Here is a 14,547-nt window from a genome sequence, read left to right on the forward strand (position 1 = left end):
AACTTATTCGCTCTTCGCCGGCCTTTGCGTTGACGCGCGCCTTGCAAAAACACGTCGCTCTTAAACGTTGATCGAGCCGCGCTCTCTCTTTGCTCAACGGCGCGGTCCCAACGGAGCGAGTTGCCAGCCCTGCGTGACCCCTGGGACGTTTATCAGTCATCGAGACATGGCCAGATATCTAGTCATCGCGACATGGCCAGAACCAGAATTAGATCGTAGGTACGGAGGCAAGCATGATCGCAGCTAGTGAACTGTTCCGTGGTGCAGCACCGTACTATTCGCGGTACATGGTTCCATACCCAAAAGATTTCTTCCAATCACTGGTGAGAGTTTGCGGTCTCTCCGATAGCAGCCGTGCCCTCGATCTTGGCGCTGGCACCGGCCAAATCGGCATTCCCTTGGCGCGCTCAGTCGCGAAGGTTCTTTGCGTCGATCCAAGCAGCGAAATGGTCGAGGAAGGAAAGCGAGTCGCGGACTCCCAGGGACTCAAGAACATCGAGTTTTTGGTGTCGAGATCTGAAGATTTATGCGAACCGAATTCGTTGTTTGATATCGCGACAATTGCGGGCTCCTTCCACTATATGGATCGAGGCGTCGTGCTGGCAAAGCTGGCGCAAATACTCAAATCGAGCGGCTGCATTGCGATCATCAGCCGCCAGTTGAAACACTCGGAACCTGGAGATTGGTATGGTGCGATGTTGAGCGACATCAAAGAGTTCTGGGGAGGCAGCTTTCCGACAGGTTCAGAAGCCTTCGGGCCTGTACATACTGTGTCGACGCGAGACGTTCTTCTGGCTTCCGATTTCGGCGAACTCACAAAGCTTCGTCACTATTACGAGCATCAGTGGAATGTAGAAGATCTTCTCGGCTATCTCTATTCCACCTCCTTAGCGGCGCCAGGTACTCTCGGAGCTCGTCGCGACGAATTTACGACACGTATTCGAAGGTTATTACTATCGTATTCACCGTCGGGTTTCTTTGTAGAACGAGGTCGCGTCACCACGTTGCTCGGATATCGACCCTAGGCCAACTTGTGAGTCGATCTCATGGTTGTTGAACAGGATGACTTGCCCCAACACCTCGCATTCGGACCTGGCGTCCAGAGGCCGGTACTGCGAGAGACGGTTGCGATAAACAATGAGCACGAAATTCGCGAAATTGTGTGCCGGCTGTCTCAAGGAACGGAACAAAAAGCTGGCACCCGCGTGGTAGTCGATCCTAGCTCTGCAAGAGTGTGTTCAGCGGAGGCATTCTCCCTGCATGTAGGATGAGAAGGCAGGAAAATATGGGTCTTTTGAGTGAACGAAGCCGGACGACAGAGTGTGCTACACCTGCAGCCCGGCTTGCTGCTAGGACTATGCTCTACCCAGTTGCCTATCTGATTTGCTAGCTATCCGACGGTCCTAGCAGTGGTGTAACTTGGCCGGATCGGGATGGCATGGCTTCAGACGGAGTGGCCGGTGCCCGATCACAGCAGCTTGCGCGCACGCCGATCTTTATCAACATATCGGAAGGGCAGTGCGATGTCCGTGTTGCCGAGGACTGGTCAGCCTTGTGCAGCTACAAATTATGTTGAGGTCGATGTGTCGCCCGTTGCAAATAAAGTGTCGCGGCCAGCATTTGGTCCGAGGGGGCTTTACAAAGTTGGGGAGATCCCGCCCCTCGGGCACGTTCCCGATCGCATGTACGCGTGGACCATACGGCGAGAGCGCCACGGCCCACCGGAGACCTCGATGCTGGTAGAGGTGGTACCGACCTGGCGGATTGCGGAGGACGAGGTATTAGTCTTTGTGTTGGCAGGTGGCGTCAACTACAATGGAATCTGGGCCGCGCTTGGTAAGCCGATCTCGCCGTTCGATGTGCACAATGTACCTTACCATATTGCCGGTTCAGATGCGGCTGGCGTAGTGTGGGCGGTAGGCTCCAGGGTACGACGCTGGAGGGTCGGCGACGAGGTTATTGTCCACTGCAACCAGGACAACGGAGACGACGAGGAGTGCAATGGCGGCGAGCCGCTGCTCTCGCAGTCCCAGCGGATTTGGGGATACGAAACCCCTGACGGCTCGTTTGCCCAGTTTTGCCGCGTACAGTGTCGTCAGGTAATGCCCAAGCCGGAACACCTCACCTGGGAAGAGGCCGCCTGCTACGCGCTCACGCTCGCCACCGCCTACCGGATGTTGTTCGGACACCCGCCGCACATCGTTAAGCCAGGCGAGAACGTGCTGGTGTGGGGAGCCTCCGGCGGCCTTGGCGTATTCGGTGTGCAGCTTGCAGTCGCATCCGGTGCAACCGCAATTGGGATCGTCTCGGAAGCCAGTAAGGTTGACTACGTCAAGGCGCTCGGCGCCAAAACTGTCATTAACCGTAATGACTTCGACTGCTGGGGCACCATGCCCACGGTAAGCTCGCCACGCTACAACGCCTGGATCAAAGAGGCTCGGCGTTTCGGCAAGGCAATCTGGGACGTCACCGGAAAGCGCGACGTTGACATCGTGTTCGAGCATCCGGGGGAGCAGACGTTCCCGGTCTCGACCCTAATCGTCAAGCGCGGCGGCATGGTGGTGTTTTGCGGCGGCACCACCGGTCCCAATATTACGTTCGACGCCCGCTACGTCTGGATGCGCCAGAAGCGAATCCAAGGTTCGCACTTTGCGAATCTCAAGCAGGCCAGCGCGGCGAACCAATTCGTGATCGATCGTCGCATCGCCCCATGCATGAGCGAGGTGTTTTCCTGGGAGCAAATCGCCGCAGCTCACACCAAGATGTGGCAGAACCAGCACAAGCCAGGCAACATGGCCGTGCTGGTCAATGCGCCGCGCGTCGGTCTGCGAAATTTCGGAGACACCGTCAGGGCGGCCGGTGCCTAGATCATCCAGTGTCGCCTTCCCGAATTGATCGTGTCCTACTTGAAGCTCGGCGCGCTGGACGACAGTTGGCAGGGTAGAGCAGCCAGTTTGTGTTCTGAGGCGGGCAGAGACCTGCGCGACGACCCGGAGCCGCCCTAACGGTCGATGATACGCGCTTCTGGAGCGTGATTGTTTTGGACTGAACCGATTGGGGATACCCAAATCAGCAGGGTTCTGATTCAAGATGCTGGCTGGGCTGTGGGCCAGCATCGGATGGGGCGAGCCTATTCTCTTGATTTGCGCGAGCGGGTCGTCGCTGCGGTGCCGGCGGGCGAGAGCTGCCGGTCGGTGGCGGCGACATTTAAGGTCAGCGTCGCAAGTGTAGTGAAGTGGTCGCAGCTCCGCGCGACCGGAAGCGCCGCGGCCCGGCCGATGGGTGGCAATCGTCCCTATGCGCTGTCTTCTGAACGGGACTGGCTACTCGAGCGGCTTGCCGAGCAACCAGACATCACGTTGCGCGCACCGCTTACGGAGCTGGCGGAGCGCGGGATCAAGGTCAGCTACTACGCGGTGTGGCACTTCTTTCGAGCACGAAGACATCAGTTTCAAAAAGCCTGTACGCCAGCGAGCAGGATCGTCCCGACGTCGCCCGGCGACGGGCGCAATAGAAAAAGCATCAAGGGCGGCTTGATCCTTCCGGCTTGGTCTTCATCGACGAGACCTGGGCCAAACCAACGTGACGCGCACCCATAGCCGCGCCCGAGGCGGCGAGCGGCTCGTCGCCAAGGCTCCTCATGGCCGCGCTGACCTTTCTTGCTGCGCTGCGCCATGACCGTATCGACGCTCCCTGCGTGATGGGCCGATCAACTGCGAAAGTTTCCTGGCCTATGTCCAGCACGTGCTGGTGCCAGTCCTCAAGCTTGGCGGCATCGTCATCATCGACAATCTCGGCAGTCACAAGGGAAAGACCGTCCGGCCCGCCATCCGTGCCGCCGGCACAAAGCTGTTCTTCCTGCCGCCTTCACGGGATCGAGCGCAGCCTGCCCATACCGCCGGGGCCGCCCGATTACCCCGCCCATCCAGAACGACTTGACGCTAAGTTGAACGAGCTATTTTGTGATGTTATGAGGCAGGCCGGTCAATATGAAAATCAAGGCCCAGACTTGATCGTGACATACAGCTCTATCGACGAAAAAATTGGCGAACGTATTCGAAGCCATAGGAAGAGAATCGGGCTCAGTCAGAAGGAGCTCGCAAGTCGATTGGACATCGTTTTTCAACAGCTACAGAAGCACGAGAATGGCACCAGTAGAGTGCCGGCCAGTCGGCTCTACGAAATTGCCCGGGTACTGAACACGCCCATCTCATATTTCTTCGAAATCGACGAGAGTGAAGCGTGGCGACGGCCGCCGCCCGTCTCGGACGTTTCCGCAATAGTCCGGGCGCAAAAGGGCAAGTTGGCGAAGCAGATCCTTGAGCTTATCACTGCCTTCATGAAAATAAAGGATGAGGATGCTCGAGCTGAAATCATCTCGTTAGTCTCAAGATTATCGAAATCGAACATCAGGCGGTAGCTGCGTCAAATCAAAACCGCACCAACATGGCGTTACGATCAATGGCTTTGCCCTAGCACGCTTTTGAAGTGCTGTTGCGCCGCTCGGCTCGCAAATCCAGCAACATGTGCTTCCTTCGCCTGGAGTGCGACCTTCTGCAAACCCGCGATGAACCGCTGATTTATCGTCTCCTTTGTGCGCCTCAAGGTGATTTCCGGAAACTCACTGAGAAGTTGTGCCCGCGCGATAGCCGTTTCCACTACATGCCCCGAATCAACCACCTCATGAAGCAGTTTATGGTTTGCGGCCCATGAAACCGGAACAGCCTCGCACCCATATATGATATCGGACATCGCCGCTCGACCCACGAAACTCTCGAGCATATAGCCTCCAATTGTACAAGCGATTCCGTGTTTCACTTCCCACATAAGCAGCTTGGTTTCTGGCGATCCGACGCGCCAATCACACGACAGTGCGACCTGAAAGCCGAGACCAACTGCGTATCCGCCGACGGCGGCGACGGTCGGCTTCGTGACTTTAAGTATAGTACAATAGAAATCGATCAACCTATCAATATGCCTCTCTACCGATGCGCGTCCCGATAGTTGGGCTACCTCATTGAAATCACCACCAGCGCAAAAGGATCGGTCATTCCCTCCTGTCAATACTAAAGCCCGTATCGCAGGATTGTCATCGGTCTCCCGGCATATGGAGCGTATGGCGTTCTCGAGTTCTGGGCTCATCGGATTAAGGGAGTTGGCATGATTGAACCGCGCGACCAGAACCTGGCCTTGAGTTTCCGTTTCGAGAATGGCCATGATCTCTCCCGTCGCACGCATCTGCGAAGTCGCAGCACGTTACCGGTTTTGTCAATAAGAACACGATACATCTATAACGAGAAATTGTCAATCAAACGAAACACCTATTATGAGAACTGTCCTTGCGGCGATGATGCGACGCATGGCATAAAGATCGATCCGCGCGCTACGTGTGTGTGAAATGAAGTTTCTACGCCCTACAACACCCTCGTGCACGAGAAGTCCGGCTCGCTTGCTTCTCAAGTTCTGGCCGGTTCAGAGCACGTCTCATTTCGCAAGCAGGTGTACCTCAAAACGGTCTCGCGAGGTGAGGGCGGCTCCTGCAGCCTACGGAGGCTACGCGAGACACAGCATCCATGCCGCAACACAGGATGTGGCTCGCGTCGAGTAGCGATTAGTCCGTTCAGTCCAATACGCGAGACAGCACTCACATGATTCCCGTGGCCTCATCAGGTATTCGCGCGGGAAGCAGGTCGCGCACAGGCGCGAATTGTCAACTTGGAAAAAACACTCGTTATTGAGAGCTTGCCACACGTCGAAATAACGTGATCCTTAACCCATTGGTGCCGGCTCGGTCGTTTGACCGGATGCATGTTTATCTCGGTTTCGCGGCGTATTCATCCTATTGGCCGGATCGAAGTCGACATAACCAGCTTCGAACCTACGGAAGGTGCACATGCCAGCAATAAGTGTTTACGCGAGAGGTGGAGTTCTTGTGGCGCAATTCAGTCGCGAGAAGCCGGTGAACCCGCTCAACCGAGAGCTGGCACGAGGTATCGTCGACGCGTGTCGAAGGGCCCAGGACGAGCCCTCTGTGAAATCGATAGTATTCACTGGCGGAGTGCACCGCTCCTTCTGTGCCGGTGATGACCTAAACGAAGCCCGCGATCTCAAGTCGCTGGTTGACGTTGAGGAATTTATAGACCGCATGATAGCTTTATACGTTGCTATTCTCAGCGTCCCGAAGCCCACGGTCGCCGGAATAGACGGATATGCCATCGGCGCCGGGCTCGAAATGGCGTTATGTTGCGATTGGCGGGTGGGAACACCAACTACAACGGCTCTCGGCTGGGAACTCAAGCATGGTTTGGCTTGCCCAATCGGCGCCTACATGCTCGAGAAAATGCTCGGGCGCTCGGCAATGTCGGATATTGTCTTCGGCTGCGAGGCTGTGTCGACGAAATGGGCCGCAGAACACAAACTGTTCAATGAGATGGCCGAGCGTAAGGACGTCGTCGAGCGGGCCATTTCGCGAGCTGATGTCCTTGGCGCCTATCCAGAGGTCACGTTTCAGCGAACGAAGGAGTCTGTGAATCGCTCCTTCATTGCCGGCCTGAAGGAGATTGCGCCTATCGCAAAAAGCATTCATGCAGACGGATTCCTTAGCAACTCCGCCCAAGCCCATTTTAGACGAGTTCTACGATGCTAGGTCGCGGCATGCGTGCGTTGACCTTTGCCACTCATTTCGGGTAGGGCGTAGAGATCAATCCGTTGTTCCCTCCAATATAGAGAATGAGTTGGGTCCAGGAACTCGAAACGCGGATCCGCTTCGCAGCACGAGACGATTGTTTGGCAATTGCGCGCGGCTCGGAAGAGCGTTTCGGCTGAAAACGTTGCACAGGCTCGGCGGGATTAGTCCAAACTGACCGGCGATCGTCGAATCGCGTAAGGGCAGCGACCGCTAGGATAGCAGTTGGGTGGATCGATCATGGAGCGCATCCGACGATGTGTAACCCGTAATTCTATCGAGTGGATCCGCGCAGTTATCTGCAAGACAGGAGCTATCTGGCCAGCAAGGTACTCCTCTCCGACATTCGCAAGGTGCTGCCCGCTCGATGAGACGAAATGCTTTGGGTTTAGCAACGATAGGCAATGCTTGTTCACTTGCCAAGTAATGGGAGTTGCCGGTCTGACTGGTTGATTATGCCGCGAACGTTCTTGGCCATTCCGTGTATGAGAAAATATCAGCTTCAGTTCGAATCAAGAGACCCCACCGGATAAGTCGGTTCAGTATACCTCGTCGGCGGCGCATCGGTCCAACTCTCGAGCGATATCGGCTATCGTTGCTTCTAAAAGTATGCCAGATATTTCAAGATCCAGCTCTGCTATCTCGGCCTGTGCATAGCGAAGTAGCTGAGTAATGCTGAGTAGTAGCTTGTTGCGCTTGGGAGTGCTCGGATATTGATTGCACTCCGCAGCAAGCGGTCCCTTGCCGTCCGCCATCATTCGTCTATCAGGCCCGGCTCTCCTGGCCTTCTGCGCAGTTCTCTTTTCGATGCGTCGAATCATACCGTTCCCGAGCATTACTGTCCCTTGGCTACAACGCTTGATTACGAACCACTCGTCAGAGTCAGGGATAAAGAATACAGAAAAAGGGAATGCGTCCTACCTACTAATTCTGGAAGGATAGAAGTCACACTCTCTTTGCATCGACAGGCCTCTATTTGTCAGAATAGGCGCCCGGAAATGCCACCTCCCGTCCTGCCATGGAAGGCAGAACAACTGGAAATCTTCTCAATGGATTGCCCTCAGCTTCCGCGTGGGTCGATCGATTGACTTGACTGTTGTTGTGGTGGTGCCACATATCGCTCCGAGCGGAGATCAAATATGTTATCGGTACGCGCACAACCGGGACTGCCACCGCGCGAACTTGATAGAAGTGGTGTGGTGAGAGCTCATCCTGGGTCGAGAGGATTGTCTGGAGTTTGCTGACAACTCCGAGGCGCGGCTTTCGCTCTTTTCGCAACGCCCTTTTCTAACGTTTGCCGCTATTGCGGTCTGGCTGAATACTAGGAAATCGCAGTGGCCTCCCTCAGCCAATTGGTGGCTCCCGGTGAAACTCCGTCGGGGAGCGAGAGATCGCTGTATGCCCAGCTCAGGCGTGTCGTGTGACTGAGATCTGCTGATTCGAACGGTGTTCGTCTCCGGAGCACCGTGGCGGATGTGCTCTCGCTACCCTCTTGAGCGCGTCCTGAAACGAATTGGTGGATTTCTGAGCCGGTGAGACGTCATCTACCAAGTAGCTACGGGATCGGCAGGTGATAGAATCATCTTATTGTGAAAATTGCACCAACCAAACCGAATCGAGACGTGACGGTCGCCGCGGCTGTTCACGAGACCGTTCTGGCCGAGCGCGCCCCAAAAAGTCAGCAATTCGACTGCCCCTGCTTGTGTTGGGGTACCCGACAACCTACCTCGTTCGTCCCTTCGGTGGACGGGAATATCGAGTTCGATTCCACGCGACACTTCGACGATGGCCTCTCGATGATGTCCATTTTCGGAAAGTGCGTATTTGAGCGCGTGGGCTCGGGTCACGAACAGGCCACCATAAAGGCCGTTCTTTTCGCGGACAACCCAGCTGCCACGCCGATTTATTCCGAGAAGAACGGTCGATGCTGCAGCGGTGCGCGAAGGAGGTTCGAAGACCTTCATGCTCAGAATCTTTCGATGTTTCTTCATGTCACGAGAATCCGACGGTGCCCATGGGCTAGCGGTTCACATATCTGATACCGTAACAACTTACTGCTTAAGTCGAGCCCATCGGATGTGAGCCGGGGCCATCCGGACAGCAGAAGGTCGAGTTTGCATTATACTTCAGTGCCCATCCATACGACCGCGCGCTCCGTGCGCTTACTAGATATCGCATTCGTCTCGGTACAGACTGACTACCAGTGCCAAATCCGCGAAGCCATGTCCGTTTCCACGGCACTGCAGTGTGTGCTGGCCGTAGCCACAGCGAAACCAAGCCGAGGCACGATTTGCGTGCAGATTTGCATTGCCAGTAAGCTCAGCGCAATCTCATGCAAGCCGGAGACGAACTGTAAGAAAGCGGCAACGTCTCATTCGGAGTGGTGAAGTTCGTGACAACCGCGACGTGGACGTTCAACGCCGAGGCGCCGCCAAGCACAGACCGTATCGACGTTCTCAGCGGGACTAATCGTGGAGGCGTCATTCGCAACACCTGCTATGAACCCAGTGCGCGTTCTACGCCGTTCGCTTTCGTCTGAGCAATCGGCGTGCCATCCCGCCGAAACTAGCGCTTGCGTCGACTGACGAGCGAACCGCGAATTGTCAGCTGGTGCCCCTGTAGGAGTCATTGACCTCCTGTAGACTTTCCGACGCGACAGTCCCTAATTAGACATGAACGGAAACGACGCGAGCCGCGCGAATCCTTCTCGAAACGGATCCGGAGGCTTGAAGCTGCTTGAATGCCAATGGCGCTGTTGCGCCGTTGGGGTTCGGCGGCAAAATGAAGTTTGCATGCATCATGCAAGCTCGCGCATGTCTCCGCTTACGGACACTTACCATAGTTTGAGAGCGCGCGCCCGAGACACTGACTGACGTCTGCGATCCGGTGAAATGGGACCGTGTGTCTTGCACGGTAAATCGGCCATGACATTGATCAACTCCCAGGAAGACGGCGACGCGCATGCTCCCTTTGTCGCACCCGCCGTGAATTGCAGTCAGGCAGATCGCGATCCGGCGCTTGGGCGCGAGATCGACGGCCGACGCGGCCAAAAAGCGTTGTTCCCCACCGATCAGCGTTCGAGATCAAGCGGTGGTTGCGCCCCCGGTGAGCTCGGCCAGCAGACAGCTTCCGAGATTCCGGCGTCCTTCCCGTAAAAAGACGGAGAGTTAAATGATTGTCTCGACAGACATCGTCGACACTTTTCTGACCGAATTTCGATCGTGCGTGCCGCACGATGTAGAGGTCGCCAACATGCTCTTACATATCCTGCCCGGCATTTTGCCGCCACGCCTAAGGCACAGTCCCGACGCTCTGATATCGAAGTGGGACATCAAGCCGGCCGCAAAGGTACTTGACCTCAGATGTGCATCAGGTGTGCTCGGACTCGCGGCACTTCGTGCTGGGGCGGGAAGCCTATTGGCTCTCGATAAAAANCCNCAAGCCGTTCTCACGACGAAAATAAACATCGAGCGATTGGGGTATTCAAATATAGGAGAAGTGCGCTATAGCGAAACATATTCTGCGCTAAAGCCAGGAGAGAAATTTGACGTCATTCTGCTTGCCGCCGCCCATGCGGATGGCAGAGTAAACGCCGCCCCAGACCGGCGTTGCTTCGACGAGGAATACGAGCTCATGGGGGCAGCTCTCTCTGACGCGCATCTTTGGCTAAATGCTGCTGGCGCAATGTATATAGTTTGCTCTGATCACGGAGATATTGGGCGCGTTCTGAAATTGATTAAAGATAGTCGGTTGGATGTCAGAGCTTTGCATTTCGTTCGAGAAACGTTTCAAAAGTGGCGCGACCAATGCATTTGGGACCTCGGGGCTGTCGGGACCTACCTTGGCCCCGATCTGCCGGACTGCGACCGGCGCTGAGATGGCAGTTCAAATTTCGAACTTAACGAGCAACTGTGCGTTTTTGACCATCGGTCGAGGAAATAGGGTGAGGCAGGGAAACAGCGTAGATCCTGCGGCGTCAGACGCTCGCCACGATGCTGCGCCCGGCCCTCGACCTCGCGGTAGTTGTGGTTCCGATTCTCGGCCAGAGGCTGCGTCACGCTCACTGGACCTCGCCTGGCGCGGATAATCCGGAGTCAAAGGCAAGACTGGCAGATTCTCGAGCCGAATCCGAGCCGACGCAGCTTGGCGAAGATCGACTGAGTCGCGAGGCCCCGGTAAATCGAAAAAGTTGGCCTGCGATCGTAAGCCGGTTCCTAGTCGGTTCTTCTGCTCAAGTGATGTATCGGCCGTCTGTCCGACGAGCACGTGTGCGAGCGCTTGATCTCCGATAGCGCCTGCAATTAAGGAGGGAGGAATGCTTCGGGCATGACTTATCGCACGAGCGAAACAAAGTGCTTAAGGTTACACAAGCTCGTTTTGATTCGACCGCACCAACTGGCATAAATTCTGCTCCGCCGTGCTCACTACAAAGCTTGGAGGAGGCCATGCTGCCGGGCAATTCGGTTCCCATCATTTTCGACCATTTGCGAATTTGCATATCAGTTTACTGCAATCTACGCTGCGAGCATTGCTATTTTTCCGAGGAGTATCGAGATCAATACAAGAGGCTCTTGGAGCCATTCCAGTTATCTATCGGCGAGATTACAAGTTTCATTGACCTTCTTCTTGAGAGATATTTGCTGAGAAAAATTTCAGTGACTGGCGGTGAGCCACTTCTCGAAATGGTGTTTCCACGCTCTGCAGCATTAATGGCCCATGCAAACAAGCGCGGCCTCCAGGTGCAATTGAATACTAGAGGACTCGGCCAAGTCCAAATTCGTGATATCGTCTCAATCTTTGACGACCCGCAGAAGCTTATTCTCCAGTTCAGTTTTGACGGTGCAAATAGAGAGACCATGGACCGCTTCCGTGGGAGGCCTGGTGTTTACGCCTCTGCACTCCGGCAAATGTTCGAGGCAGTCCATTGTGGGGCTTTGGTGCAGGCCAAGATGACGGCCAATCGGCAGAACATTGGTGAGGCGCTTGAGGCATATCGGCTACTATCATCGATCGGCATTGACTCCTTCAGGATCGAGCCGGTGCTCGGCTCCGGTGTAGCCCTAGGCAACGCGGATTCGACCTTCGTTTCAGCCGAGGAGGTCAAATATCTGCAGGAAGCGCTGATCACAAAGGCTGCGCATACATCGACACGTCTCGAACTGCCGCGGCCGATTTTCGTTGACACGTCGAAGCCGCGGCTCAACGTTGAATTTGCCGAAACCGATTGTGGTGCCACGTCGGTCTATCTCTTTGCAGATGGCGACCTCTATCGCAGTCCCTATGTCGCTGGGACGCCGGACAGCCAGGAGGTCCTCGTGGGCAACATCCGGGCACACGAATTCGACCTGGACACGGCTTGGCGAAAGTCGCCGGCTCTCGAGAGATTTCGGGCAAATACCGGCCGTGCCAAATGCTGGAGTGAGTTAGCTCTTCTGAAGAATGTCGAAAAGGGAGCTCTTGCTTGCGCATGACAACTGGATCTCTACAGCGCCGGCACCCTGTTCGGCGGCTTCAAAGCTTAAGCGACTCTTCCTCCCGCTGAATTCGTCAGGCGGACGCGCGTGCCTGTCGAAGATGCGGTCGTGTTGACCCCGCATGCTGGTCGGTGCTTCCGTCGAGCTGGTCGCCGGCGTCGGTGCTTTACGGTGGAGTGACTTCTGTCTGCCTGTCGTTCTCACCGCCGGCGGCGTGTCGTGGCCCATCGGCCGCATGGGATAAGGGCCGGATTACGGTTGGCGTGCGCCGGAATACATTTCTAAGTAAAGGGGAACTCGCGTTCTGAATTGACTGTCAGGGCTGTTGCTTGAGCTAAAGAGATCCCGGTGAATGCCCGCGGTCTGTTCTTCCGGGCCTGCCTCCGATGTTCGACAAATCGCGGCCTGCGCTTCTCGAGCTCGGCGTAGGCCGACCTTTGGATTCAGCATCCGATGAGAATCAGGGACTTCGAGGCTGTTTGGTCCGAACGCGAGCCAGACTGGCTCGCGGCCCGGCATCACTGATCGAGACATCAGATCGCTGCGAAGTCGCGTGTCACGAGGACTGTTCAGCTTTGATCAAATTGGCCGGAAACCGGCAAACCTTCGATATTAGCTATCTCGGCTAGCCATTGAACTGTATGGATCTGGCTGCCGCACACCAGCGGCGCGGCTTCTGAAGTCGGGCGCTCCATTCGTTCTCGATGATGAGAGGTTCAACTCAGTGCGAAAACGTCTGATGAGGCGATTGCTCATATGTAGAAGGCAATCGGTCGCGCCGATCATAGTGCTCGCGCTGAACCGCGGTCGGCGAAGCTTGCGGCGCGATGTAAGCCGTCCTGATCGACAGAGAAGATTAAGTCAGTGCAGGTCCGTAGGGGAGGCTGGGGACTTTGCTGACGTTGTCTGCCAATGGGTGCCTTCGCGAAAAGGCCAAGACTGCCCGGTAAGGTGGGAGCGGTGACGATTGCGGACCTCAATTGTTCCAGATCAGGCGGGTGTTACGGCGGTTCCCTTTCTTCAAAGCCTCGATCACGGGCAGCTACCCTGGCAACGCTGATGATCCAGTCCCGATTGACCCGCTTGTCCTCGGTATCTTGCCGTACCCGAGTTTTGACTTCCGGTAAGGACCGACACAGCACGTCCCATGGCTCGTTTAAGGTGGTCCACTGTTTCTGGAGCTGGTTGGTAATTGCCCATCACTTTCGAAGTGTTGCTCTGCATGATCCGATAGGCATTCATGGCGAGATCGCCGCCTTGGCTATTTGGATGAGCTCGGAATGAGCGTCGGCGGAATGTCTCTCTGCGCGTCGCACAAAATTAAAGCGTCACGAACCCAGCGGCGGAATTAAGGGACGATCTGTACGTTACGTACGGACCTGTTTCTTTACTGGATCACCGATTCGGCTAAATTCACAAGGCAGTTTGTGGTGGCGAGCGGCTGACGCAACGAAAATCACTCACGCAAAGCAGGCAGCAAAGCGCTTTCGGCTTCGCGTAAGTGCGTTGATGGACGCACGGCAAAGCCAGAACAAAGCTTGACTCGTTTTAGTTGTGCGTTTCTCAATTCGCAATTGAGTCGCAAGCCGCCAGCTGGCACTGGGGCTTTCGGCACCGCAATCAAAATTAGGGGCCGATCGCGGTCGATTAGGGGTATTCGCGACTGGAGTAGACTCCAGTTTCTCCTAGGTAGTCAGGCCGGCCCCGCATCCGGAAAGGGGCCAAAATGGCCAAGCGTGCGCGCATTCAATGCATCAACAAAACCGACAGACCGAACCCTCACGAGAGAATTCGGAACGTCGGAGGACAGAACTCTGATGGAACACAATGGAAACAGTCCGTCGATCAGACGATCAGAGAAATTGAGAGCGACGAATGGGAATTCTATGTAAATGCAGGTGGACATACAGTTGAAGTGATTGTAGCCAAACATAACGGGCATAAGTACATCAAGACTGTTGCTGACGGTCTTCACCCCGATAATCTTCTTTCTCTCCCGGAATGCCCGTAATCCTCCGAAGGAGTGAAGCGAACCCCTCAGGTTCCTGAGCCCGCGCGAGAGCTTGCTGGGCAGCATAGAGCTCAGCATAGCTTTCACGACGAGACTTCAAAGCGCTTTGAATTCGATCAAGCTCTCTCTGTACGAAGCTCATTGTGCCTCACGATCTAGATGTGAACTTTCAGGAGGTTGTCCATTCGGCCCGTGCCGTGAACGCTGATGTCACCAAACACACAGTGATTCGCGGGGGACCGAATGGACACTCACAAGAATGCGCCACTGACGCCCAAAGGTCGAGAGGCCATGGTGCGATGCGTTGTTGAAGGCGGGCTGAGCAAGGCAGCCGCCGCGTGCCAGTTCAACGTTACGCCAAAGACTGTCGCCAAATG

The 14,547-nt window shown here is 55.7% G+C and carries 12 protein-coding genes; 8 read left to right on the forward strand and 4 right to left on the reverse strand.

Features of this window, described 5'->3' with window-relative positions:
• Positions 1 to 233: 233 nt before the first annotated feature.
• The 4 genes from A3AI_RS0139950 (at position 234) to A3AI_RS48515 (ending at position 4,420) form a co-directional block, all read left to right on the forward strand.
• Entirely contained in the window at positions 234 to 1,025 is a 792-nt protein-coding gene (locus A3AI_RS0139950; protein WP_024520848.1) for a class I SAM-dependent methyltransferase, read from the forward strand.
• A gap of 498 nt (positions 1,026 to 1,523) precedes the next feature.
• Positions 1,524 to 2,867, forward strand: a complete 1,344-nt coding sequence (gene ccrA, locus A3AI_RS0139955; protein ID WP_024520849.1) for a crotonyl-CoA carboxylase/reductase — start codon at positions 1,524 to 1,526, stop codon at positions 2,865 to 2,867.
• 168 nt (positions 2,868 to 3,035) lie between these two features.
• Complete coding sequence (locus tag A3AI_RS46965) at positions 3,036 to 3,599, forward strand: IS630 transposase-related protein (protein ID WP_084801209.1); 564 nt, start codon at positions 3,036 to 3,038, stop codon at positions 3,597 to 3,599.
• Between the two features lie 41 nt (positions 3,600 to 3,640).
• On the forward strand, positions 3,641 to 4,420 hold the full coding sequence (locus tag A3AI_RS48515) for a helix-turn-helix domain-containing protein (RefSeq protein ID WP_156928157.1): 780 nt from the start codon (positions 3,641 to 3,643) through the stop codon (positions 4,418 to 4,420).
• A 38-nt stretch (positions 4,421 to 4,458) separates the two neighbouring features.
• Here A3AI_RS48515 and A3AI_RS0139970 read toward each other — a convergent pair whose 3' ends face one another.
• Complete coding sequence (locus A3AI_RS0139970; RefSeq protein ID WP_036051468.1) at positions 4,459 to 5,217, reverse strand: enoyl-CoA hydratase/isomerase family protein; 759 nt, start codon at positions 5,215 to 5,217, stop codon at positions 4,459 to 4,461.
• Between the two features lie 715 nt (positions 5,218 to 5,932).
• On the opposite strand from A3AI_RS0139970, the gene A3AI_RS0139975 reads away from it, so the two are divergent.
• On the forward strand, positions 5,933 to 6,646 hold the full coding sequence (locus A3AI_RS0139975; RefSeq protein WP_024520853.1) for an enoyl-CoA hydratase/isomerase family protein: 714 nt from the start codon (positions 5,933 to 5,935) through the stop codon (positions 6,644 to 6,646).
• Positions 6,647 to 7,224: 578 nt separating this feature from the next.
• Here A3AI_RS0139975 and A3AI_RS44625 read toward each other — a convergent pair.
• Together A3AI_RS44625 and A3AI_RS50145 are read right to left on the reverse strand one after the other, a co-directional pair.
• On the reverse strand, positions 7,225 to 7,443 hold the full coding sequence (locus A3AI_RS44625) for a hypothetical protein (protein ID WP_036051470.1): 219 nt from the start codon (positions 7,441 to 7,443) through the stop codon (positions 7,225 to 7,227).
• Positions 7,444 to 8,229: 786 nt separating this feature from the next.
• Complete coding sequence (locus A3AI_RS50145; protein ID WP_349509720.1) at positions 8,230 to 8,649, reverse strand: hypothetical protein; 420 nt, start codon at positions 8,647 to 8,649, stop codon at positions 8,230 to 8,232.
• Between the two features lie 1,288 nt (positions 8,650 to 9,937).
• On the opposite strand from A3AI_RS50145, the gene A3AI_RS0139995 reads away from it, so the two are divergent.
• Together A3AI_RS0139995 and A3AI_RS0140000 are read left to right on the forward strand one after the other, a co-directional pair.
• Positions 9,938 to 10,561 (forward strand): 50S ribosomal protein L11 methyltransferase, encoded by a 624-nt coding sequence (locus A3AI_RS0139995; protein ID WP_502685791.1) that lies wholly within the window; start codon positions 9,938 to 9,940, stop codon positions 10,559 to 10,561.
• A gap of 569 nt (positions 10,562 to 11,130) precedes the next feature.
• Positions 11,131 to 12,156 carry a radical SAM protein gene (locus tag A3AI_RS0140000; RefSeq protein ID WP_036051472.1) on the forward strand — a complete coding sequence of 342 codons (1,026 nt, stop codon included), beginning with the start codon at positions 11,131 to 11,133 and terminating at the stop codon, positions 12,154 to 12,156.
• A 572-nt stretch (positions 12,157 to 12,728) separates the two neighbouring features.
• Here A3AI_RS0140000 and A3AI_RS50080 read toward each other — a convergent pair.
• The gene (locus A3AI_RS50080) at positions 12,729 to 12,854 is read right to left on the reverse strand and encodes a hypothetical protein (protein ID WP_283807324.1); all 126 of its coding nucleotides are present in this window, start codon (positions 12,852 to 12,854) and stop codon (positions 12,729 to 12,731) included.
• 1,031 nt (positions 12,855 to 13,885) lie between these two features.
• Here A3AI_RS50080 and A3AI_RS46975 point away from each other — a divergent pair.
• Positions 13,886 to 14,170: a DUF3892 domain-containing protein gene (locus tag A3AI_RS46975; protein ID WP_084801210.1), complete on the forward strand. Its 285-nt coding sequence runs from the start codon at positions 13,886 to 13,888 to the stop codon at positions 14,168 to 14,170.
• Positions 14,171 to 14,547 lie beyond the last annotated feature (377 nt).

Source organism: Bradyrhizobium sp. Tv2a-2 (genome assembly GCF_000472425.1).
In the GTDB taxonomy this organism is placed as follows: Bacteria; Pseudomonadota; Alphaproteobacteria; order Rhizobiales; family Xanthobacteraceae; genus Bradyrhizobium.

What these genes read in the sequence shown, in the direction of transcription:
- A3AI_RS0139950 (WP_024520848.1), top strand. Translation starts at nt 234, where the DNA reads ATGATCGCAGCTAGTGAACTGTTCCGTGGTGCAGCACCGTACTATTCG.
- ccrA (WP_024520849.1), top strand. Translation starts at nt 1,524, where the DNA reads ATGTCCGTGTTGCCGAGGACTGGTCAGCCTTGTGCAGCTACAAATTAT.
- A3AI_RS48515 (WP_156928157.1), top strand. Translation starts at nt 3,641, where the DNA reads ATGGCCGCGCTGACCTTTCTTGCTGCGCTGCGCCATGACCGTATCGAC.
- A3AI_RS0139970 (WP_036051468.1), bottom strand. Translation starts at nt 5,217, where the DNA reads ATGGCCATTCTCGAAACGGAAACTCAAGGCCAGGTTCTGGTCGCGCGG.
- A3AI_RS44625 (WP_036051470.1), bottom strand. Translation starts at nt 7,443, where the DNA reads ATGATGGCGGACGGCAAGGGACCGCTTGCTGCGGAGTGCAATCAATAT.
- A3AI_RS50145 (WP_349509720.1), bottom strand. Translation starts at nt 8,649, where the DNA reads ATGAAGGTCTTCGAACCTCCTTCGCGCACCGCTGCAGCATCGACCGTT.
- A3AI_RS0140000 (WP_036051472.1), top strand. Translation starts at nt 11,131, where the DNA reads ATGCTGCCGGGCAATTCGGTTCCCATCATTTTCGACCATTTGCGAATT.
- A3AI_RS50080 (WP_283807324.1), bottom strand. Translation starts at nt 12,854, where the DNA reads ATGGAGCGCCCGACTTCAGAAGCCGCGCCGCTGGTGTGCGGCAGCCAG.
- A3AI_RS46975 (WP_084801210.1), top strand. Translation starts at nt 13,886, where the DNA reads ATGGCCAAGCGTGCGCGCATTCAATGCATCAACAAAACCGACAGACCG.